Origin of the sequence: Paenibacillus donghaensis (assembly GCF_002192415.1) — a bacterium.
In the GTDB taxonomy this organism is placed as follows: Bacteria; Bacillota; Bacilli; order Paenibacillales; family Paenibacillaceae; genus Paenibacillus_AQ; species Paenibacillus_AQ donghaensis.
This window is the reverse complement of record NZ_CP021780.1, coordinates 6,761,162-6,780,671: the sequence shown is the minus strand read 5'-3', so window position 1 is coordinate 6,780,671 and position 19,510 is coordinate 6,761,162. Positions and strand designations below refer to the sequence as shown.

General features: G+C 50.2%; 24 protein-coding genes. 14 read left to right on the top strand and 10 right to left on the bottom strand.

All coding sequences use genetic code 11. The features are described 5' to 3' along the window. The first annotated feature begins 53 nt into the window (after window positions 1-53). Window positions 54-1,412, top strand: coding sequence for an SMI1/KNR4 family protein (locus tag B9T62_RS30730; protein WP_087918739.1), 1,359 nt, complete (start codon window positions 54-56; stop codon window positions 1,410-1,412). A gap of 37 nt (window positions 1,413-1,449) precedes the next feature. On the opposite strand, the gene B9T62_RS30725 is transcribed toward B9T62_RS30730, so the two are convergent. Together B9T62_RS30725 and B9T62_RS30720 are read right to left on the bottom strand one after the other, a co-directional pair. Beyond that, window positions 1,450-2,067: a class I SAM-dependent methyltransferase gene (locus B9T62_RS30725; RefSeq protein ID WP_245864151.1), complete on the bottom strand. Its 618-nt coding sequence runs from the start codon at window positions 2,065-2,067 to the stop codon at window positions 1,450-1,452. Continuing rightward, window positions 2,025-3,377: a DUF2252 domain-containing protein gene (locus B9T62_RS30720; RefSeq protein ID WP_087918737.1), complete on the bottom strand. Its 1,353-nt coding sequence runs from the start codon at window positions 3,375-3,377 to the stop codon at window positions 2,025-2,027. Before B9T62_RS30720 ends, B9T62_RS30725 begins: the two co-directional genes overlap by 43 nt. A gap of 102 nt (window positions 3,378-3,479) precedes the next feature. Here B9T62_RS30720 and B9T62_RS30715 point away from each other — a divergent pair, with 102 nt between their 5' ends. After that, on the top strand, window positions 3,480-3,956 hold the full coding sequence (locus B9T62_RS30715; protein WP_087918736.1) for a DinB family protein: 477 nt from the start codon (window positions 3,480-3,482) through the stop codon (window positions 3,954-3,956). A 21-nt stretch (window positions 3,957-3,977) separates the two neighbouring features. Here the strand turns inward: B9T62_RS30715 and infC are convergent, their stop codons facing one another. Continuing rightward, window positions 3,978-4,493: a translation initiation factor IF-3 gene (gene infC / locus B9T62_RS30710; protein WP_087918735.1), complete on the bottom strand. Its 516-nt coding sequence runs from the start codon at window positions 4,491-4,493 to the stop codon at window positions 3,978-3,980. Window positions 4,494-4,618: 125 nt separating this feature from the next. Here infC and B9T62_RS30705 point away from each other — a divergent pair, with 125 nt between their 5' ends. The 3 genes from B9T62_RS30705 to B9T62_RS30695 all read left to right on the top strand — a co-directional run bounded on the left by B9T62_RS30705 (window position 4,619) and on the right by B9T62_RS30695 (window position 7,413). Next, window positions 4,619-5,116 (top strand): hypothetical protein, encoded by a 498-nt coding sequence (locus B9T62_RS30705; RefSeq protein WP_087918734.1) that lies wholly within the window; start codon window positions 4,619-4,621, stop codon window positions 5,114-5,116. A gap of 419 nt (window positions 5,117-5,535) precedes the next feature. After that, entirely contained in the window at window positions 5,536-6,993 is a 1,458-nt protein-coding gene (locus B9T62_RS30700) for an alpha/beta hydrolase family protein (RefSeq protein WP_087918733.1), read from the top strand. 24 nt (window positions 6,994-7,017) lie between these two features. Next, the gene (locus B9T62_RS30695; protein ID WP_087918732.1) at window positions 7,018-7,413 is read left to right on the top strand and encodes a MerR family transcriptional regulator; all 396 of its coding nucleotides are present in this window, start codon (window positions 7,018-7,020) and stop codon (window positions 7,411-7,413) included. Window positions 7,414-7,853: 440 nt separating this feature from the next. On the opposite strand, the gene B9T62_RS30690 is transcribed toward B9T62_RS30695, so the two are convergent. After that, window positions 7,854-8,075 carry a hypothetical protein gene (locus B9T62_RS30690; protein WP_087918731.1) on the bottom strand — a complete coding sequence of 74 codons (222 nt, stop codon included), beginning with the start codon at window positions 8,073-8,075 and terminating at the stop codon, window positions 7,854-7,856. Window positions 8,076-8,103: 28 nt separating this feature from the next. After that, window positions 8,104-8,319 (bottom strand): hypothetical protein, encoded by a 216-nt coding sequence (locus B9T62_RS40315; RefSeq protein WP_087918730.1) that lies wholly within the window; start codon window positions 8,317-8,319, stop codon window positions 8,104-8,106. Between the two features lie 10 nt (window positions 8,320-8,329). On the opposite strand from B9T62_RS40315, the gene B9T62_RS30680 reads away from it, so the two are divergent. From B9T62_RS30680 to B9T62_RS30665, 5 genes are all read left to right on the top strand, one after another. Further along, the gene (locus B9T62_RS30680) at window positions 8,330-8,650 is read left to right on the top strand and encodes a hypothetical protein (protein WP_087918729.1); all 321 of its coding nucleotides are present in this window, start codon (window positions 8,330-8,332) and stop codon (window positions 8,648-8,650) included. 150 nt (window positions 8,651-8,800) lie between these two features. Next, window positions 8,801-8,974, top strand: coding sequence for a competence pheromone ComX (comX, locus tag B9T62_RS39600; RefSeq protein WP_157794073.1), 174 nt, complete (start codon window positions 8,801-8,803; stop codon window positions 8,972-8,974). Between the two features lie 28 nt (window positions 8,975-9,002). Next, the gene (locus tag B9T62_RS30675) at window positions 9,003-9,554 is read left to right on the top strand and encodes a hypothetical protein (protein WP_087918728.1); all 552 of its coding nucleotides are present in this window, start codon (window positions 9,003-9,005) and stop codon (window positions 9,552-9,554) included. Between the two features lie 13 nt (window positions 9,555-9,567). Next, on the top strand, window positions 9,568-10,671 hold the full coding sequence (tnpB, locus tag B9T62_RS30670) for an IS200/IS605 family element RNA-guided endonuclease TnpB (RefSeq protein WP_087918727.1): 1,104 nt from the start codon (window positions 9,568-9,570) through the stop codon (window positions 10,669-10,671). A gap of 156 nt (window positions 10,672-10,827) precedes the next feature. Continuing rightward, window positions 10,828-11,085 carry a response regulator transcription factor gene (locus B9T62_RS30665; RefSeq protein ID WP_245864149.1) on the top strand — a complete coding sequence of 86 codons (258 nt, stop codon included), beginning with the start codon at window positions 10,828-10,830 and terminating at the stop codon, window positions 11,083-11,085. A 24-nt stretch (window positions 11,086-11,109) separates the two neighbouring features. Here the strand turns inward: B9T62_RS30665 and B9T62_RS30660 are convergent, their stop codons facing one another. Beyond that, window positions 11,110-12,024: a phosphatidate cytidylyltransferase gene (locus tag B9T62_RS30660; RefSeq protein WP_087918726.1), complete on the bottom strand. Its 915-nt coding sequence runs from the start codon at window positions 12,022-12,024 to the stop codon at window positions 11,110-11,112. Between the two features lie 97 nt (window positions 12,025-12,121). On the opposite strand from B9T62_RS30660, the gene B9T62_RS30655 reads away from it, so the two are divergent. Next, a complete protein-coding gene (locus B9T62_RS30655) occupies window positions 12,122-12,664 on the top strand; it encodes a hypothetical protein (protein WP_087918725.1) in 543 nt (180 codons plus the stop codon). Window positions 12,665-13,119: 455 nt separating this feature from the next. Here the strand turns inward: B9T62_RS30655 and B9T62_RS30650 are convergent, their stop codons facing one another. Next, complete coding sequence (locus B9T62_RS30650; RefSeq protein WP_087918724.1) at window positions 13,120-14,139, bottom strand: SDR family oxidoreductase; 1,020 nt, start codon at window positions 14,137-14,139, stop codon at window positions 13,120-13,122. A gap of 406 nt (window positions 14,140-14,545) precedes the next feature. On the opposite strand from B9T62_RS30650, the gene B9T62_RS30645 reads away from it, so the two are divergent. Then, window positions 14,546-15,079 (top strand): GNAT family N-acetyltransferase, encoded by a 534-nt coding sequence (locus B9T62_RS30645; RefSeq protein ID WP_087918723.1) that lies wholly within the window; start codon window positions 14,546-14,548, stop codon window positions 15,077-15,079. Between the two features lie 658 nt (window positions 15,080-15,737). Continuing rightward, window positions 15,738-15,992 (top strand): hypothetical protein, encoded by a 255-nt coding sequence (locus tag B9T62_RS30640; RefSeq protein ID WP_087918722.1) that lies wholly within the window; start codon window positions 15,738-15,740, stop codon window positions 15,990-15,992. A 147-nt stretch (window positions 15,993-16,139) separates the two neighbouring features. Here the strand turns inward: B9T62_RS30640 and B9T62_RS30635 are convergent, their stop codons facing one another. Next, window positions 16,140-16,469, bottom strand: coding sequence for a C40 family peptidase (locus B9T62_RS30635; protein WP_169834455.1), 330 nt, complete (start codon window positions 16,467-16,469; stop codon window positions 16,140-16,142). A gap of 143 nt (window positions 16,470-16,612) precedes the next feature. Here B9T62_RS30635 and B9T62_RS30630 point away from each other — a divergent pair, with 143 nt between their 5' ends. Beyond that, window positions 16,613-17,407 (top strand): helix-turn-helix domain-containing protein, encoded by a 795-nt coding sequence (locus B9T62_RS30630; protein ID WP_087918720.1) that lies wholly within the window; start codon window positions 16,613-16,615, stop codon window positions 17,405-17,407. Between the two features lie 2 nt (window positions 17,408-17,409). Here the strand turns inward: B9T62_RS30630 and B9T62_RS30625 are convergent, their stop codons facing one another. After that, complete coding sequence (locus tag B9T62_RS30625) at window positions 17,410-18,705, bottom strand: sensor histidine kinase (protein WP_087918719.1); 1,296 nt, start codon at window positions 18,703-18,705, stop codon at window positions 17,410-17,412. Next, complete coding sequence (locus B9T62_RS30620) at window positions 18,705-19,382, bottom strand: response regulator transcription factor (protein WP_087918718.1); 678 nt, start codon at window positions 19,380-19,382, stop codon at window positions 18,705-18,707. The genes B9T62_RS30625 and B9T62_RS30620 overlap by 1 nt, the downstream gene beginning before the upstream one ends. Window positions 19,383-19,510: the final 128 nt, after the last annotated feature.

Below are 19,510 nucleotides of genomic sequence, written 5' to 3'. Positions count from 1 at the left end.
ACTAAATCGGTGGATTGAACATATGAAGGATTTATACATAGGAGGCGTTGGAAGTGGAGCAGGACTTGATTATACAGCTGAAAAAGTGGCATGAGGACAATGAATTTCAATCTATTGTGGATACAATTACGGCGATTCCTCCAGAGAACAGGAATTATGAGATCAGGAGCTATTTGGCTAGGGCACTCAATAATCTCGGGTGTTATGAAGAAGGTCTGACGCAGCTTAGGGAGCTTGCCGCAGAAGGGGAGCAGGATGCCCTATGGCATTATCGGGTGGGCTTCTCCCTCTTCTATATGAAGGATTACGCTGAAGCGGCAGAGGCCTTCGGCCAAGCCAACCGGCTGAACCCGCAGGATGCTGAAGCACGGCATTTCCTGTACCGCAGCAAGCGGGCTGCCGAGCGCCAGAGCCGTAAGGAGCGAAGCGCGCTGATGCCGTTGGATCTCTCGGCCTTCTGGGAAGACAGCGCCTATGCACGCGAGGAATATATCTCCGAGCCGCCCAGCGATGAGCTAATCACTTCTGTGGAAGCGGAGCTGGGCTACAAGCTGCCCGGCTTCTACATCGAATTAATGAAGCAGCAGAACGGCGGGATTCCCGTCAACACCGCTTTTGCTACCGATGAAGCTACCTCCTGGGCAGAGGATCATATTGAGATAAGTGCAATTATGGGGATTGGGCGGGACAAGCCATACTCCCTGTGCGGGAGCGACGGCAGCCTCTTTATGATCGAGGATTGGGGGTATCCCGACATTGGTGTGGTGATCTGTGACTGTCCATCTGCGGGGCATGATGTGGTGATGCTGGATTACCGTGCCTGCGGCCGGGACGGGGAGCCGGCGGTGATTCATGTCGATCAGGAGGCGGACTATGAAATCACCTTGCTGGCGAACAGCTTCGAGAGCTTCATTCGCGGGCTGGAGAGCAGCGAAGGTTATGATACCTCTGAGGAGGACAAGCATGAGAGCCTGGAGAAGGTCGCCAGCGGGCGGTTCTCCGCGCTGCTTGCGGAGCTGTGCGCCCGCGTCACCGAGGTGGACGACATCGAAGGCAAGATCCGCAGCATCTGCACCCGGATTGTTGAAGCGAAAGGGCACTTCTCGTTACATGCCGATGACCGCTCCGTCCTGATATACGATTTGCAGTTCTGGCTCTATACCAAGTCTTACCCCGATACTAGTCGGGAGGCTTATCTGGAGGCGTATTCGGAGATGATCGCTTTTGGCGGTGAATTCAGCACCGGGGGGTACGCGCCCGCCTTCATCACTGATTGGCTGGATCAACGCATTCAGGCGGGGATGATCATAGAGCAGCATGGGGTGCTGCGCATGACGGAGCAGGCTATAGCAGAATTGCTGGTGAGGGTGAACGAGGCGGCGGACCCTGGAGAGGGAGCGGCGGTCCAATAGTCAGCTGGTCGTTCTAGCGCAGTTGAACGGGCGAGGCTCAGAACGTGTACACATACAACTTGGTCCGCAGGGAATCGTTGCAGGTTACAGTCCGCACCGGCTGCCTGCCAGGCAGGGCGAAGCAAATGCTGATCACAACCGCCCCGGGAGGCAGCTCCCGCTCGAACTTCTCTGCCAGTCGGCTCATGGCGCCGGGGAACAGATAGCAGAGCACAATATCCGCCTGCCCGTAGGAGGCGGTATAGATATCTCCGCGTTCATAGCGGAGCCTTCCTTGAAGCGGGTCGCGGCCGCTCCCGGCCCGCAGCCAGCGTGTGCCGACCCGGGCCAGCAGCCGGGAGCACCACAAGGGCAGGCTGGAATTCTCAATGCCCAGCAGGCGTTTGCCTGGACAGTGGCGGATGACCTCCAGCCCCAGGGTTCCCCAGCCGGAGCCTGGCTCCACGACACTGGCATAGCCCTGCACCCGGTTCACTTCTCGGGCAGCTGCCAGACGTACGGGCCGCGAAGCGGGCATTGGCGAGATGCCGTTCTTCCAGCTGACCCGTACAATCGACACCACGGATAAGAGAATGAGGAGCGCAAGGAGCCAGAGAAACAGCTGGATCACAATCATCCGCTGGTTCCGGCTCCGCTGCCGCGTTCCTGCAGCCATTCCACAAACAGCGAATAGTCGGTCTCTACCTGATTCGCATAGGCATAAGCCCAATGGGCGAGATAACGGGCAAAAGCGTCGGTATCCGCGCCCATAGCCCGCGAAATCTCCTCCTCGCTGTGGTAGGGCAGCAGTCCTTTGTCTACATCGGCATCGGCCCGGGCGTGCATTTTGGCGGTCAGACCGCCCATCACTTCCAGCACCCGGTTTAGTTCCTCCGCCGTGCCGATATCTTTAGGCTTCAGCCGCTTCTTATAGGGAGAACGCTCCCGTACATAATAATCCCGCCCTGCGACGGTAAGGAATCCGAGATAAGGATCAGCCTTATGGTGCATCGCCTGCTGCGTGGCAGCCACCCGCTTGCCCTGGTGCGCGAACACCTCCCAGAACGATTCCGAATAAGGCATATAATAAGCTGGCACCGGAACCCGGACCTCTTTTACCTCCAGTACAGTGTCATCGAGTTCTTCTTGCTGCATGCCGCCTTCAATCAGCAGGTAATAACGATCCAGCCCTATGGATGCTGTGCCTGAGCCGTGTTTGACGGCAATGTCCTTGATCCGGTAGTGCCCTTGATCCGGGCTGCGGACTGCCACGGTCTCCGGGTAGAAGGCCCAGGCTTGCTCCAGCGCGGCTTGTTCATCTGCCTCGGGGGCCGACAGTTCGGGATTCTCCAGGAAGACGCGGCCTGTCTGCATGTGGGCGGTCACCTTCTCCAGGAAGTGGGCTTGTCTGCGCTTCTCCAGCTTGCGCAGCAGCTTCTTCACCGGGCCTTTGGCTTCCGCTTCATTCATAACAAAATCATCCGGATGGTCCTTGCCTTGGCAGAACCGGCGGATCTGTCTGGCATAAGCCTGGACATAATGCTCAATGCTGCTCCGCTGCACGTTCTCGCCGTGTCCCAGCTGCCGCGCTACAAGCGCGATGCTGACCGTCATGCGCAGCAGATCGTACAGATAGGAGCCGACATACCCTTCATCGAAATCATTGACATCGTATACGATCTGCCCGTCTTCATTGCGGAACGCGCCGAAATTCTCGAAGTGCAGGTCTCCCTGAATCCAGGTCGGGCGTTCGGCAGTGGTATGGTAGGGGAAGAACTGCCTTGTCGCATCGAAATAAAATAAATAAGCGCTGCCCCTGTAGAAGGAGAATGGGTTTGACGACATTTTAAGATATTTCTCCGTCCGCTTCTGGGCCGTCAGGTCCATAATGCTGCCGTCAAATTCGTCAAATATAGAAATCAGCAGCTCTTTGCGGAGTTTCGTGCGTGTGCGGATGACACCTTCGGTGATGGACGGGTTAATCATGGTGGACGCTCCTTTGTGGGCTATTCAGCTTGCGGTCTGTCCAGTTTACTGGATAAGCTGTGCCATGTACAATAAATGAAATATAAGAAGGAGGAGCAGAAAATGAGGGTTCACGCCACAGATGTGCTGGCCAATCAATTATTGGCCAATGCCAATGATCCCAGCTGGCATATTCCGTTCATGCAGGCGGTGGAAGCCGTAACGGAGGAGGAGGCTTTCTGGAAGCCCGACGCGGAGAGCAACAGTATTGCCGAGCTTACCTTTCATTTGTTGTATTGGAACGAGACCTGGCAGAAGCGCTACCTGCAGCGTCATGTGGATGCCGTTCCCCCCATCGCGGATAACAACGTAAGCTTCCTCATCCCGGAGGGCCGTTCCTTTCAAGATTTAAGTTCCAGCCTGCTGGAAGTGCTCCTGCGCTGGCAGGAGCTGTTGTCCCGTGACAGTCTTGAGATGACGGTGGAAGGATTCCCGGTTCCGGCTGCCTGGTGGGAGATTGTCAGCAATGTGACGACCCACAATGCGTATCATATCGGCCAGATCGTTTATATTCAAAAGCTGCACAGACACTTGAAGTAGCGGCGCCACAATTGCTTCCAATCAGCGTGGATTTAATTTGACCTGTGAGCCCTTGCCGCCGGTCTGCAGGCCGGTGTCCTTAACCCCGGACTCCTTCAGATCGGCGACCAGCCGCTCCAGTACCGCTTTGGCTGCGGCGGCTTCCTTAGCGCCCGAGGCCTTCACAACCAGCTGCACCGGCTTGCCGGAGCGCAGATGCTTGTCCGCCTGCCGGAGCTTCGTCTCATAATCATGCTCTTCGATCTGCGCGGTGAACCGCAGCTCCTTGACCTTATCCTTGCTGTTTCCTCTCACCGGCTTGCCGGAGCTGCTCTTGCGAGCAGCCACTTCCTTCTGTGCCGCGGCCTTGGCTCTGCCCTTGGTGATCAGGCTGCACGGCGGCGGACTGCTCATCAGTGAGGTGCATACAAGGTCCGCCCCGTTCGAGCGGGCCAGCGCCAGCGCCTCTTCTCTGGAGACGATGCCAAGCTGCTCGCCCCGCAGTCCGGTCAGCACCACCTCGGATGCTCGAATCTGTTCATTGATCAATACGGCCATATCCCTGAAACCTCCACAATAATAATGTTAGAACCATCATATACGCATCATGCTTGCCGTTCAATCCTGCTATAGCCCGGCGCAGCGTCAAGCTAGTTCATAAATTATCTGAAGGAGCGATCCGCTTGAAATTTCTAACCCTGCTTGTCACGATTTATTTAACGATGTCCCAAGTCCAACCGCTGACCGAAGCCGAGCTTACAGCTTATATCAAGTCCGGCCGGATTGAGGTGGTGGATTACAGAATGCTTGATGAGACGTCTGCGATCCTGCTTGAAATCGACGGTGAGCAAGCCTCGGCGTACAAGGTATTTAAACAGAGCGACAACTCCATTGTCCAGGAATCGGTCAGTTATTCCTGGGGGCAGAAAGATGACGGTATATCTGTCAAAAGCAATAATGGGTATCTGTGCGTAGCTGTCCACGAGCAGGCCCTCCCGCAGAAGATTGAATCCGTTAACGTCCATTATTCCGACGAGGAGGGCAACCGTAAGAAAGACACCTATGAGCTGAACGGCAAACGTGGCCTGCTGATTGAGCTGCTTCCCGAATATGAAGGCGGCGGGGCAGTCAGTGTATACGGCAGCGACGGGTTTGTCGGTGACTATGTATTTTATAACTAAATTGCCTGAATTAGTCGGCTGAATCTGGCAGGGGTTCTGCTCCAGCTTCCGCTTCGGGAAGCTGGGTAAGCCCCGGCAGAGGTGAGAAGAGAATCCACAGCACAGCAGACAATGCACCCACCGCCCCAACCGCCCCAACCACCAAGGTGAGCCGCAGTCCACGATTACGGTGCCAAGCCAGCCGCCCAGAAGCGCCACGATGGGGGTGACTCCGGTTACCACGAACCGGTAGCTCGCATTCATCCGGCCGGAGCAGGGAAAAGGCATTGCCGCATCGAATACTTGACCCCCACCTGCACTTCCAGCGGCTGCGTATTTAAGGCTTGACCTTGAAGTATACTTCAAGGTTTATGCTTGATCTATCATCACTACAGTCTTCCCCCCGGGCGGGCTGAAGATCAAGCAGGAGGTATGACAGTATGAGAGTGTTGGAAATATTGGTTATCGTATCGGTTGTTGCTGCAATAGCAGGGGTTCTATTTGTCAAAAGAAACCGGCGCTTGGATCAGCTATTACTTGCTTTCACCGGACTATCCATGCTGCTGCATGGCGTCATTGAACATCTGCGCATTCAGATGGTTCCGGCTTACGCCGTGGCTGTGGTCCTGGTGGTTGTATTCATTCGCAGATTGCTAAAGCCGGATGCCGGGCAGCAGTTTAAGCCGTTGCTTGGGAAACTTCTGCTGTCTCTGGCAGCCCTGGCTGTCACGGGAGTCGCAGTCTATCTAAGCGTGTTGCTGCCAGTGTTCTCCCAGCCTGAACCTACAGGCAGTTATGCGATAGGCACAGTCTCCCGCCAGCTGACGGATGAATCGCGTGAGGAGACCTTAAGCGCTGAACCGGATGATAAGCGGAAGCTAATGATCAATATCTGGTATCCGGTGGACCCGGAAGAGGCTTCGGGCAGGTCTGTAGAGCATTACCCCTCCGAGCTTGGAGAAGCGATCAGCCTGGTCTTTGGGATCCCGAAGCAGCTGTTCAGTCATGTGACAGAAATTCCTACCCATGTTGTCGAGGGGGCAGCGCTGTCTGCGAAGGAAACCGGCTATCCGGTGCTGCTGTTCTCGCCAGGGGTCCGCTCGACTCGTTTTCAGAGCATGAGCGCTGTTGAGGAACTGGTCAGCCAAGGGTATATTGTGGTCGGTATGGATCATCCATACACATCGGCGAAGGTGACTTTCGAAGATGGACATTCTGCACTGTATGAGCCTGACCCGGACTATGCTACTTCGCAGGAGCTGTACGAGCACAATATCACAGGAGTGAGTATCCGCGTAGCTGATGCGCGGTTCGTGCTGGATAAGCTTACGGAATGGAATGCTGCCGATCCTGACGGATTGCTGCAAGGCAAGCTGGATCTGGAGCGTGTGGGCATCTTCGGACATTCCTACGGCGGGGCAACGACGGCTGAAGCCCTCGCACAGGACAGCCGCTTCAAGGCCGGGGTCAGTCTGGAAGGCGGATTCTGGGGCGATGTGGCTCACACAGGCCTGCAGCAGCCCTTTATGTATATGATGTCCGGCGGCACTGCGGAAAGTCTTGATCCGGCAGCGACGAAGAAGGACAAAGTATTCTATGAAGAGTTCGCTCCTGATCTGGATTCAGCCATGAAGCATAGTACAAGCGACACTTATTATCTGACCATCGACCATTTTATCCACCAGAGCTTCACGGAGATTGCACTGCTGTCCCCGGCCTTGTTCGCCAAAGACATTGATCCAGTGCATAATGTAGACATTACCCGATCGTATGTGAGAGCCTTCTTTGATCAATACTTGAAGAACGAGCCGCAGCAGCTTCTGGAAGGGCCGTCGCCCGATTACCCTGAGGTGCATTTCGACAGCCCCTACACGAAGAAGGCAGTAGAATCAGAATAAACACCTTGGAGAGGAGACAGGCACTTGGAAGGGATGACACGTGGTGAGCTGGCGAAGCAGACGGGCTTAAGCACAGCCACAATCCGCTACTATGAAGACAGTGGCATTCTGCCTGCACCGGATCGGACCGCGAGTGGTTACCGGACCTATTCGGAGGACTATCTGGTGAAGATTAAGTTCATCAAGGATTCCAAATCGTTGGGATATTCACTGAAGGAGATCCAGGATGTGCTGCAGATGCTCAGTCATGACATGGACCCGGAGACGCTGAAGAGGCTGGTCCGTGAGAAGAGCCTTGAGATTGATGAGCGAATTGCCATGCTGCATACCATTCAGACTGTGCTTGCCAACCTGCTGGAGACGCCCAAAGAGGAGATTCATGAGTATCTGCAGTCCTTTCGTCAGGAACCGAAGCGCTAGCTTCTCTGAAATATATAATTCTACCCGCCAATGGGTCGGCATACCTGTATTTATTTGGATTATAATCCACTGATTTAATAGCGAAACTGGATATAATTATCTTTTTTTCTGTTTTAGAATAAATAAGTGAGAAGGCAGTTACTACTTAGGTCCCACTGAGGATGTAGAATGCTACACTGTGAGCTTTCAGAGAAATTAGATGCGAGAATGCATCTAATTTCAGCTGGAATGCCTGTTATCGGGCAAATAAGTGCGAATCTGCAACTATTTTCGAGAAAAACGTTTGTTTAACGCTCAGAATCCGAAATTAGATGCGTTTTCGCACTTATTCGCTCTAAAACGGGAAAATTCGGAAAATTAGATGCAGATTCGCAACTAATTCAGTGGATTGGATGGTGGTAAAATATCTTTATCATTCCTCGCAGACCTGCTCCTACAATCTATAAGCCCCAGCTCCAGCTCCAGCACTTTCCCAGTTTGTACAAGTCCCTGCTCAAAGTATTCAACCAGGTTCTCATCCGGACTATCCACGAAAAAGGGAATTCTTTTGGTCCGGTCTGGTAGAATTTATCCCACCATTCCCCCTCTGCCCGGAATAAGGAATCGAGCATGCTCAGAAGATCATCCACGTTCTTAATCGTTTCAGTGGCTTCGTTATTCATGCTTCACCACTCCTTCATGTTACTTAGTTTACCCGTAGATCAGAATAGAAAGGGACGGATAGGCCGACAGAAGCTGCTGCCTGCGTTCCTCCAGCTGGACGCGATTAAATCCCCGGCCGAACATTTCCGTTTCCGGTTTGAAGGTGACACTGGTGCCGGTATCCTGCGTTAAGCCAACCGTTAGAAGTCCGGTCTGAGGGATGCCCTGCTTGTATTCCTGCCGGAAGACGGAGGAGCTGGGCATCGCCGCTCAGATGAAGAACGATATCCGCGATTTGGTGAGCTGGGAGAACAAGAATGATTTTCTGAACCGCAAAAAGACATTGCCTACCTTATACCTGCTCCAGTCCATCCCGGAGGAGCAGCGCTGGGTGGCAGATTATTTCGAAGAACGTCTGCAGCTGCAGGATGTGATGCACCGCAAACCAGAGATTGAGCAACTGATCGAACAGTCTGGAACCCTTCTTTATACCTCCGTGCGAATGAGGATTCATTACTATAACTATCTCGATTTAGTAAGCAAGCTGGGACTGGATAGCCAGTGGCAGGAACAGATGCTTGCCATGGCGGAATGAGCGCAAGACACCCCGCAATTCCCGCAACCCTGACCGCAACTAGATTTGCGGAAACTACTGGTAGAGTTGTCGTTTCTAGTTCTGCCAGCAGCTGGTATATTGAATTCAAGAGAGGCATACCTCTTAATAAACCGAATGGGGGAATATTCAATGTTGAAGAATATGATTCAGAAGTTAATGGCAGAACCAGGGGCTATGGCTCGCCTGCAGAACGGACAGCTTCAATTGGCGGGTGTCAGCGAGATCGAACGTAGAGCACTGGTGGACGTAATCGGCAGCCAAGGAACCAAGAATGAACCGATGAAAGCGATGTTCTGGTCTTAATTCAGCAGTATATCTGGAGGAAATCGGGTTGATAACAAGGCTCAAGATTATTGCGTTCTCCATGCTTCTCGTCATCCTTACGATATATCTGTCCTACAATATTCTGAATCAGAGAATGATTGGCACGGGTGTACTTAAGGATGACGAAGGCCAATACATAGCGCTGGAAACTCCTGCCGGATATTGGGGTTATGGACGCATTCTGGCGGGAGACATCATTCAGGAGATTGACGGAGATCCAGCAGCTGGGTTTCATTCAGTCAGGATATATAGCGGCATAGAAGGGGCTTCCAGCATTGGCTTGATTCGGGTGCAGCCCGGCGGCGAGCAAGAGCACATTCAGCTTAATGTAGCCAAGGGGATCGATACTGAGGATCTGCTGCTGGAATTTATTCTTCCTATATGTACTGTGTTGTTATTTGCCGGTTTTTCATGGTTTGTGTACCGCAGCAAGCAAGGGGATTCGGCTGCTGTGTACCTTATTTTATTTTTCCTCTCGACAGGACTTGCCTATCTAAGCTCTTTTTCAGCAGGGAGAGCGGACCCGGTAGGGAAACTTAAATCCAAAATCAGAAAGTGAAGTGAGAACAGCAATGGTAGTGAATAAAGCTTACAAATTCCGCATCTACCCCACGCCAGAACAAGCAACACTCATTAACAAGACGATGGGATGCGCTCGATTTGTGTTTAATCGTTTTCTAGCCCTGTGGAGCGACACCTATAACGAGACAGGAAAAGGCTTATCTTATGGTGCATGTTCTGCTGAACTCACAAAACTAAAACAAGAAATAGACTGGTTGAAAGAACCGGACAAATTTTCATTACAAAATGCACTGAGAAATTTGAGTGATGCCTACCACCGCTTTTTCAAAAAACAAAACGATGCACCTAAGTTTAAGAGTAAAAAGAATCCGGTACAGTCTTACCAAACCAACTACACCAATGGAAATATTGAAATGGTAGGTAATCAGATCAAGTTACCTAAACTTGGACTTGTGAAATTTGCGAAAAGCCGTGAAGTGGAAGGACGAATCCTGAACGCTACGATTAGACGCAATCCAAGCGGCAAATACTTTGTATCTGTGCTTGCAGAAGCCAACATCCATGAGTTGCCCAAAACAGGCAAAGAAGTTGGCATTGATGTTGGCTTGAAAGATTTTGCCATTCTATCGAGCGGGATAGTCGTTGGCAACCCTAAATTCTTTCGCAGACTGGAAGAAAAATTGGCAAGGGCACAGCGTAAACTTTCACGCAGGATGAAGGGCAGCAGCAATTGGAACAAGCAACGCATCAAAGTAGCGCGTATTCACGAGAAAATCACGAATGCTCGTACGGACTACTTGCAAAAGAATTCAACGCAACTTGTCAAAAACCACGACATCATTGCGATTGAAGATTTACAGGTAGCCCATATGGTCAAGAACCCTAAGTTAGCCAAGGCAATTACCGATGTTTCCTGGTCGATGTTTCGCTCCATGCTAGAGTACAAAGCGAAGTGGTATGGTCGCAAAGTTGTGGCTGTGGGTAAAACATTCGCATCTTCGCAGCTATGCTCCTGCTGTGGCTATAAGCACAAAGAGGTAAAAGACTTAAAGTTGCGTGAATGGGACTGCCCGGAATGTGGAGCACACCATGACCGAGACTTTAACGCAAGCCTGAACATTCTTGCCGAAGGCAAAAGACTTCTTGGGGTGTAATCCTTACACGAACTGTCGGAACGACAGAGTTAGCTTGGTACATTTCTCTTCGTTAGAAGGGACTACCCAAGAATCTCGTGACTTTAGTCATGAGAGGTTCAAGATAAAGAGAACCAAACCAAATATTATCTGGATGAACTGGGCTGGCTCAAGACCTTGGCTAATTACAGTACGATTGTATATGAGAATCTATATCTGATCGAGAGTCTGATTGAAGATCTGGAGCAGGAGATTCTGCAGGAGGTCTCCAATGGCAACAGCAATAAGGATATTGCCGCCAAGCTGCTGATGAGCCAGCGCACGGTTGAATATAATTTGACGCGGATATTTGAGAAGCTGGGAGTCCGTTCCCGCGTTGAGGCGGTAGTTGAAGCGAGACGGCTGAAGCTGATCAATTTCAGTGATTCCATGTAGCCGGATGCTCTTCTGAGCTGTCTGCTACATGAAATCAAAGAAGTAACGGATCACGTGAAAAAAGACCGGCGACGTATAGGTCAGGCTGTCGACGCGGCTGATGTAGCTTCGCTTCAGGGCATCGAATTTATCATCATCTCCGATCAATAAATCCCGCTTCAGTACGGAGATGGTTAAGCTGCCGAAGAAGCCGCTGAGGCTGATCAGCATCCCGGATACATAACCAAACGTCGGCGTCAGCGGCGTCAGGTAAGGATAGATTAGATGGGAAACGGCTGTTGTTGCGACAAAAGCGCAGGCGAAGCCCTCCCAGGTCAGATAGGGATTGGCCGTAGGTACCAACTTCCGTTTGCCGAAATAAATCGAAGCCAGATGGTGCACCACATCATTCAGCTGGGTCAGTACGACCAGGAACAGCACAAGCCCTCCGCCGTACTCCGGGGTGGCGAACTGGAAATAGGCCAGATGGCTAAGCCCGAACACCATCAGCATCAGCCCCCACTGGGTAGAGCTGACGCTGTGCAGGAATCCGACGGTACCCTTGTTGATCAAGCGCGGCATCGGCAGGAACAGGAAGACATAGATGGGAATGAAGACAATAAACATCCCGTACCAGCCGATATAGATCCAGTAGAACTGCGCGGGAATCGACAGATAAGCCCACAGAAACAGCCGGCGGTCGGCTTTGCGGGTCTTGATCATCGAGAAATACTCCTTCAGGGCGAAGAAGGTCAGCACCATCAGCGACAGCAGGGACACGAGCGGATTAAAGAGCGTCGCCAGGCCGAAGATCACCAGCATGCCCCACCAGGTTTTGATGCGAACGCCGATGGCCTTATAGTCTTTGTCCGGCTGAATTCTGCCCATCAGCAGATACATCAGATGAATAACAGATAAGGCTGCAAAGATTAGTAGGATTGTCCATAATGAGCTGTTCAAGCCTGATCACCAACTTATCACGAGGTAGGATTCCATTACAGGCATCATATGCTATTATTAAACAATAGTCCAAACTTGATAAGGGGAATTTTGTAAAATGGCAGCTGATTGCTCGGTGTTTATTTTACTCACCAATACCGGAACGCTTTTTACGAAGATCATTCAAGGCTACACCAAAGCACCTTACAACCATGCCTCTATTTCCTTCGATGCGCAGCTAACGGAGCTGTATAGCTTCGGCAGGAAGAATCCCAACAATCCGTTCAACGGCGGGTTTGTGAAGGAGGACCGCATGACAGGCACGTACAGCAAATATCCGGGTACCACGTGCGTGATTTATGAGCTTCAGGTGACGGACCGTGAGGTGGAGAAAATGAAGCGGGTGCTGCATATCTTTATCCGCAGCCGCCAGAAATACCTGTACAATATTCTGGGCGTAATCGGCATCGCCTTGAAGGAGCCGGTCGAATTCAGCAATTCCTACTTCTGCTCGCAATTTGTAGCGGAGATTCTGGAACGCTCGGGTATTAAGCTGTGGAATAAGCTGCCTGCGCTGGTTACCCCGGATGACTTCCGCCAGAGCGAACGGCTACAGCTGGTCTATCAAGGCAAATTAAGCGAATACGAGCCAACTCCGTAACATGGGCTGGTGCTGGGCGGGACGAAGCCAGAAGAGCTGAAAAGTAAGGAATATATCTCTTAAATCCAGCGTACAGAGCTAAGTTACATGTTAGTCATGTACGCTGCCGCTGAGCATCCCACAACTTAAAAAGCAGCGAGAATCCGTTATCGGAAACTCGTTGCTTTTTGTTATGGGTCTATTGCGGCTTGCTTCAAGCGACTCCTTATTAAGGAGATGAGATATCATTTATTGGCCTGTAAGGCCCATATAGATCCGTTCAGCCGGGTCTTGCTCTTGTACCTCCAGCTCCAGAACGACAATCGGATCGAAGTTGATAGCGGATAACGCTCAGCCAGAATATTGGCGAAATGGGCAGGAGTTACCAGTCCCTCAACCATCTCCTTGCGGGAAATATTCCGTTTCTTGCAGAGATATTCAATCCGTTCCTTCAGTATGAAGGTCCCCCCAGTTCGTTATTCTTGCAGGATGTTCAAGCGGGCTGTCTCCAGGGCAGCGATCACCTTGTCACACCAAACATCGAACTTGGCATCCTCCTGCTGGTATTCCGGATGATCCAGAATGTAACGAATGGTCTCCTTCATCCCCTGATCCAGTCGGACTGTGGCAGCAAAACCTGGCACCAGCCGTTTCAATTTCGAATTATCAAACACCACGGAGTTCGCTTTGTCGCCCAGTAGTCCGCCGCGCAGATCGTAATCACTGCAGGCAGCGAGGAACTCTGAGGAGACATGAACTGCCTTCAGCTTCACGCCAAGGGCATCCGCGATCACTTCATAGATCTGGTTCCAGGTGACCGATTCGTCGGAGGTGATGTGCACCGCTTCCCCGATAGCGTGGATATTGCCCATCAGACCAATGAACCCTCTGGCGAAATCACTGTTATGGGTCATTGTCCACAGTGAGGTGCCGTCCCCATGAATCAGCACGGGTTTGCCTGCCAGCATGCGGCGGGCGACCTGCCAGGAGCCGCTATTGCCATGGACGCCAAGCGGAATCGAGCGTTCATCATAGGTATGGCTGGGTCTGACAATAGTGACGGGGAATCCGTCTTCACGGTATATTTTCAGCAGATACTCTTCACAGGCGATCTTGTTGCGCGAATATTCCCAATACGGGTTGGAGAGGGGAGTTCCCTCGGTAATTCTATAATCGGACAAGGGAGTCTGATAAGCAGAAGCTGAGCTGATGAAGATGAATTGCTTGGTCCGGCCCCGGAACAGGCGATAATCCCGCTCCAGCTGTGCCGGCTCAAAAGCGATAAAATCAGCAACAACGTCGAAATGGTGCTCCTCAATCAGCTGGGCAACCCGGCTCTCATCGTTGATATCTCCCTGCAGAAGCCGGGCTCCCTGCGGCAGCTCCTGATTGCGGGTTCCGCGGTTCAGCAGATATAACTCATGTCCCTGTTCCAACAACTGCCTAGTAATCGCAGAGCTGATGGTTCCCGTACCTCCAATAAATAACGCTTTCACAGCTGCACCTCCAGTAATCGAATGGTTGACAATTCTGTACATGCTTAAGATAGCATGGGGGCAGGGGAAAGACAATTATGGTGGCACTTGCGGGTGGGCGAGGCTAATTTCTCCCAGTTAAATCGCTGCTTCGCTTGTATTCGCTGCCTGGTGCATTTGCAAGAGTTGCCGGGAGCAGGGTCATGGTGCTTCCTTGTAGTATTCGTATTGTGTGATGAATGCCCCTAGCCAAACACTGTATCGTACTATCATTGGCATACTTTTCGTACTGTTGACTAATTAATCTTCTAAAAAAATCTTTGAACTATGTTATTATTGAATAATTACAGTATTCGAAGGGACTGAATTATGCGCAGATATCAATACTTAAATCCACTAATTAATTTAAAATTGGAGGTTAAGATAATTGATACCCGATTTATTACTTACAGAAAGATTGTATTTAAGAAAAATGACAGAAGCCAATTCCCCCTGTTTATTTAAAATTTGGTCAAACCCAGACGTTACAAAATTTATGAACATCGAGAACTTTTCAGATGAAAACCAAGCGAAAGAAATGATTAATTTTCTAAATGAACTTTCTGCTCAAAACAAGGCTATGCGCTATACGATCATTGAGGCAAAAACAAATCAAGTCATTGGCTCATGCGGATTTAATACACTTGACTATGAAAACTTTAAAGCAGAAATCGGCTATGATCTTGATAGCACTTTTTGGGGTAAGGGCTACGTAACTGAAGCCGTTTCTAGTCTGTTAGATTACGCATTTGAACATTTAAATTTCAATAGAATTGAGGCTAAAGTAGAACCTCAAAACCTTAATTCAATTAAAGTACTGCAAAAATTAGGCTTTACATTTGAAGGTACACTTAGAAAAAGCGAGAAATCTAAAGACAGATTTATTGATCTTAATATTTACTCAAGACTTAAAACAGATTAACCATTTTTCAGTCTCTATTTTTTAAAAATAGAGACTTTTTTGTGGAATTCTTGATAAATAATTTATAGTTTGTGTCTACTCCGTCTTTGCGCTTGCGTCTTCGATCCGACCTCATTTTCTCTAATCTCTCTTTGCGGCGAAACCCCTGTTTTCGGATTTCAGATTGACTATGGCGTGCTGTGCCTCTTCTGAGAATTTACCCATGAATTTACAAAACTGATGTAGTGTCGTATTGTAGTTTAAAGGAGTGGATCTTAATGGGTCTACTGAATTGTTTTAGTTATAAGCATTGTTGTAGTTGGTGGCTTATATGGTGCTAAGAGACGAAAGTGAGGTGCTGAATTGTGAAACTTGCACTTTGGATAGCTTTTATAATTATTTTGCAAGTTACAATTGGATACTTTAATTTGCGTTGGCGCCGTAAATAGTACGGTGCTTATTTATTGAAGCAGAACATATTCCGCCTTTCTTACAAGCTGCTCGACAGTATGATTATATTTACTGGAGCTTTTTCAATTTAGTTCACGGCATTAAGTTTCAACAGTACTAGATTTGGATAAATAGCGGGAGATTCAGGGAAAATTTACCTGAAATACATACTATGCAGAAGCTTGACCCAAAACCATCTATTCGCCGCAGTCCGGCCTGCAGGCCACCTATGACACTATATCAACAATGGCCTGATATCGATTCAGACTATGGTGGGTACAGGCAGAAGACGCAGGCGATCAGCCATGGAGCCAAGGTTACCGGCAAAAAAATAACATTCCCCGGGGCCAGCCAAATCATCGAAATCCGCTTCACCAAAGACATTTCGCTTTTTTTCAGTAGTCTTAGCCAGCTTCTTTTCACTTTCACTGGTGGACTGTGTAAGGAAGCGTATAGCTCGACCCATAGCTTGCCGGCAGAATGAATAGACTGCGGCTCCGACTGGCTGGGTGTCTCGAATCCTGCGGCCTGAAGGGCAGTAGGAAAGGCATCTGAATCAAAATCACCACTGGTAATAAACTCACGAATATCCTCAAGCGCCCAGTCTTGCGGAGAAACAACGTAGCCGTCCTCACCAAGACCACCGCGCTTCCCTCTCCATCAAGTCATTTCCGATATACATCCCTACATGAGACGGGCCTTTCTTATAAGTTTGGAAGAATATAAAATCCCCAGGCATAATATCTTCTTCACTGATGGAGACTGTCTTGTTGTACTGTGAAGCCGCTGAACCGCTAAAATCAATCCCCATCTGGCCGAAGGCATATTCCAGGATACCGGAGCAATCAAAGCCCGGCGCTTTCGGAGAACGCCCACCAAAATAATAAGGCGTTCCCATATACTGACTCATAATATCCAAAGCAAGCTGAACATCAAAGCTCTGTCCTTCTCCACCAATCACCTCCACAAGCATGCTACAAACGGTGGTTGCGCGGCTGCAACTCCAAGTTGACACAATGTAACCGGTAAATGATAGTCTGTTCGAGTGTGATTTGATATCCTGTACTCAGTAGATTGAATAATCAATAAGGAGGATATTCGAATATGGGTTTTGGAGAGAAAATTTACAAACTTAGAAAAGAGCATGGCTTGTCCCAGGAGGCATTGGCTGAGAAATTAGACACCACGCGGCAGGCGATCAGTAAATGGGAGAATAATCAGGGGTATCCTGAAACCGAAAAATTGCTTCTGCTAAGTAATATTTTTGAAGTGTCGGTTGACTATCTGTTAAAAGATACTACAGAAAACAGGGTTGAACATGACAAAGGGTACTATGTCAGCAGAGAGATGGCGGCCGGTTATTTGTTGTCCAATAAGAAGCAGACCCAATACGTGGCGGCGGGAATTAGTCTGTTGATTTGTTCCGCTATCCCTTATTTCCTGTTCAGACACTCCGTGCCTACGTACATCGTTTCGGGTCTGGTCCTTGCCACGCTTGGTATTGTGTCTTTCGTTGTTGCCGGCTTTGCAGATAACAAGCAATATACAGCCATAACTAAAGAACCGCTGATCTTAGACCCCGTTACATTAAAAGAGCTGAAGGACGAACTCGCACTGCTAAAGCGCAAGCATGTAGTTCTTTCTATCCTTGGTACCGTTTGTGTTGCGTTTAGCGGACTGTCCTTCCTTCTTACACGAAAAGGGTTCTTAGACATTACCGAACAGTCGGCTCCTTATTATGCACTCTGCGTATTCCTGTTTGGTGCGGGTGTATATATCTTGTGCAACGTAATAGTTTCCAGAGATACCTATGCTGTTCTGCTCGAGAACGATCAGTATGTTAATCGGTTCAGTGCCCGTCTGGCAAGAAAATCAAAAAAGGTTATAGAAAAAATTTGAGCTTAACCTAGCTGCACATAAAAAGTGGCAGACTCTCCGACCACACTTTTGGCGTAGATTCTGCCTTTGTGCTGGTCCACGATCGATTTGGCAATGGCGAGGCCCAGGCCGTAGCCGCCTTGCTTACGTGCACGGGAAGCATCGGTCCGGTAGAAGCGGTCGAAGATCCGGGTCAGATGCTCAGGTGCAATGCCTTCGCCGGTGTTGGTGACCGAGAGCACAACGTCATTATGCTGCCGGGTCAGAGACAACGTAACGGCTCCCTTGGGGTTCGTATATTTCACAGCGTTGTCGAGCAGGATCATGACCACCTGCTGGAGCTGCTGGCTGTTGCCCTGCACGGTCAGACCGGGCTGGATGTGATAGTCGAGGGCAATGTTTTTCTCGTAAATAACGGCTTCCATCGTAAGAATAATGTTCTCAACCGCCTCGCTCAGATTGAACCTCGCAGCAACCATCCCGGTTCTGGAATCATCCATCTCGGTCAGATACAGCAGGTCATTGGTCAGTTTGGTCATCCGCTCCGTCTCCGACTTGATATAATGCAGCCATTTCGACTGGTTATGAATCGTGTCCTCCCGGTTCGACAGCAGAACATCGGCGTTGGTGTTGATAATGGTCAGCGGTGTCTTCAGCTCGTGGGAGGCATCGGCGATAAACTGCTTCTGCTTGTTGAAAGCCTCACGGACCGGTCTGATCGAACGATTGGCGAAGAATCGGCTGGTAAAAAAGAGGATAATCAGCATCGCCAATCCGACCACAGTGAAGGTATAGATCAGCTTGGTCAGGATTTCCTGCTGCGCCGTAATATCCAGAAAGACCAGCTTATAGCCTTCATCGTTGGGCTGTACGGTATAAATCCAGTGGTTCCCGTCCAGTGTGAACTGTCCGGTATCCTTATTCCGGCTGTTATTCTCAGCCACCGCTTCCGCCAGAGCCAGAGCATAGAATTCTGTATCTATCTCAAAACGGGACTCCTTGCCCGTAAGCTTCCATTCCTTGTCGGTCTGTACCATGAAGGAGATGAAGCGCTCCGGTGGATTATAGGCTTTGCCGCCCTTATCAGGCAACTCGCCAGCCGCAGGGGTCAACGGAGAATCGGCTCCGCCCATTCGCGGCCCCAGGTATTTGCCGGACTCCCGTCCATAGGAATCGGATATGCGGTAGAGATCCATGTTAATCTCCCCTTGCACATCGCGGTACATAATCACGTAAATGGCGGCGAAAGCGACCAGCATGATTACAGAGATCGTGACCAGATTAACAATCAGGAACCGGTTGCGCAGCTTCTTGAACATCAGGAGGCCCCCTCCAATACATAACCTACACCCCGGATCGTACTGATACGTACCTGTGAGCCGAGGAAGGTCAGTTTTTTGCGTAAAAATGAGATATAGACTTCCACGTTGTTATGCTCCGCTTCCGAGTCGAAGCCCCACAGCTTCTCAATAATCTGCTCCTTGGAGGTTACGGCCTGTTTCCGCAGAATGAGCAGCTCCAGCAGTCCGCATTCCTTCAGGTTCAGCTTGATTTCCTTGCCGCCTACGGCCAGCCGCAGACTTGCGGTGTTCAGCTCCACATCCCCAAATTTCAGCGTATCATCCGGTATTACCTCGCCCTTACGCCGCAAGGCCGCCCGGATACGGGCCAGCAGCTCCTCCGAAGAAAAAGGTTTGGCTATATAGTCATCCGCCCCCTGATCCAGCCCGGTCACCATGTCGGTAATCTCGCCTTTGGCGGTAAGCATGATTACAGGTGTCGATACCCCTTCCTTGCGGAGGGCGCGCAGCACGCTGATTCCATCCATCTCAGGCATCATAATATCAAGCAGCAGCAGATCATAGATCCCGCTCAGGGCATAATCCAGCCCCGATCGGCCGTCGTGGACAGCGTCTACGGAGTAATGTTGTTTTTTTAAGATTTGCGATAAGGCCTCTGCCAGATGAATCTCATCTTCTACGATTAATATTCTCATCGGTTTGCCATCCTCTGTATGGATTGTGATGCGTTATACCTGTTTCTTTACACATTATATCAAGCTTACCTTTAGTCAACCTTAATTGAAGGAAGTCGTCCGGAGGGGTGTCTGTGTTAAGGCAATGT

What these genes read in the sequence shown, in the direction of transcription:
- B9T62_RS30725 (WP_245864151.1), bottom strand. Translation starts at nt 2,067, where the DNA reads ATGGCTGCAGGAACGCGGCAGCGGAGCCGGAACCAGCGGATGATTGTG.
- B9T62_RS30720 (WP_087918737.1), bottom strand. Translation starts at nt 3,377, where the DNA reads ATGATTAACCCGTCCATCACCGAAGGTGTCATCCGCACACGCACGAAA.
- B9T62_RS30715 (WP_087918736.1), top strand. Translation starts at nt 3,480, where the DNA reads ATGAGGGTTCACGCCACAGATGTGCTGGCCAATCAATTATTGGCCAAT.
- infC (WP_087918735.1), bottom strand. Translation starts at nt 4,493, where the DNA reads ATGGCCGTATTGATCAATGAACAGATTCGAGCATCCGAGGTGGTGCTG.
- B9T62_RS30700 (WP_087918733.1), top strand. Translation starts at nt 5,536, where the DNA reads ATGAGAGTGTTGGAAATATTGGTTATCGTATCGGTTGTTGCTGCAATA.
- B9T62_RS30690 (WP_087918731.1), bottom strand. Translation starts at nt 8,075, where the DNA reads ATGAATAACGAAGCCACTGAAACGATTAAGAACGTGGATGATCTTCTG.
- B9T62_RS40315 (WP_087918730.1), bottom strand. Translation starts at nt 8,319, where the DNA reads ATGCCCAGCTCCTCCGTCTTCCGGCAGGAATACAAGCAGGGCATCCCT.
- B9T62_RS30680 (WP_087918729.1), top strand. Translation starts at nt 8,330, where the DNA reads ATGAAGAACGATATCCGCGATTTGGTGAGCTGGGAGAACAAGAATGAT.
- comX (WP_157794073.1), top strand. Translation starts at nt 8,801, where the DNA reads ATGTTGAAGAATATGATTCAGAAGTTAATGGCAGAACCAGGGGCTATG.
- tnpB (WP_087918727.1), top strand. Translation starts at nt 9,568, where the DNA reads ATGGTAGTGAATAAAGCTTACAAATTCCGCATCTACCCCACGCCAGAA.
- B9T62_RS30655 (WP_087918725.1), top strand. Translation starts at nt 12,122, where the DNA reads ATGGCAGCTGATTGCTCGGTGTTTATTTTACTCACCAATACCGGAACG.
- B9T62_RS30640 (WP_087918722.1), top strand. Translation starts at nt 15,738, where the DNA reads ATGACACTATATCAACAATGGCCTGATATCGATTCAGACTATGGTGGG.
- B9T62_RS30630 (WP_087918720.1), top strand. Translation starts at nt 16,613, where the DNA reads ATGGGTTTTGGAGAGAAAATTTACAAACTTAGAAAAGAGCATGGCTTG.
- B9T62_RS30625 (WP_087918719.1), bottom strand. Translation starts at nt 18,705, where the DNA reads ATGTTCAAGAAGCTGCGCAACCGGTTCCTGATTGTTAATCTGGTCACG.
- B9T62_RS30620 (WP_087918718.1), bottom strand. Translation starts at nt 19,382, where the DNA reads ATGAGAATATTAATCGTAGAAGATGAGATTCATCTGGCAGAGGCCTTA.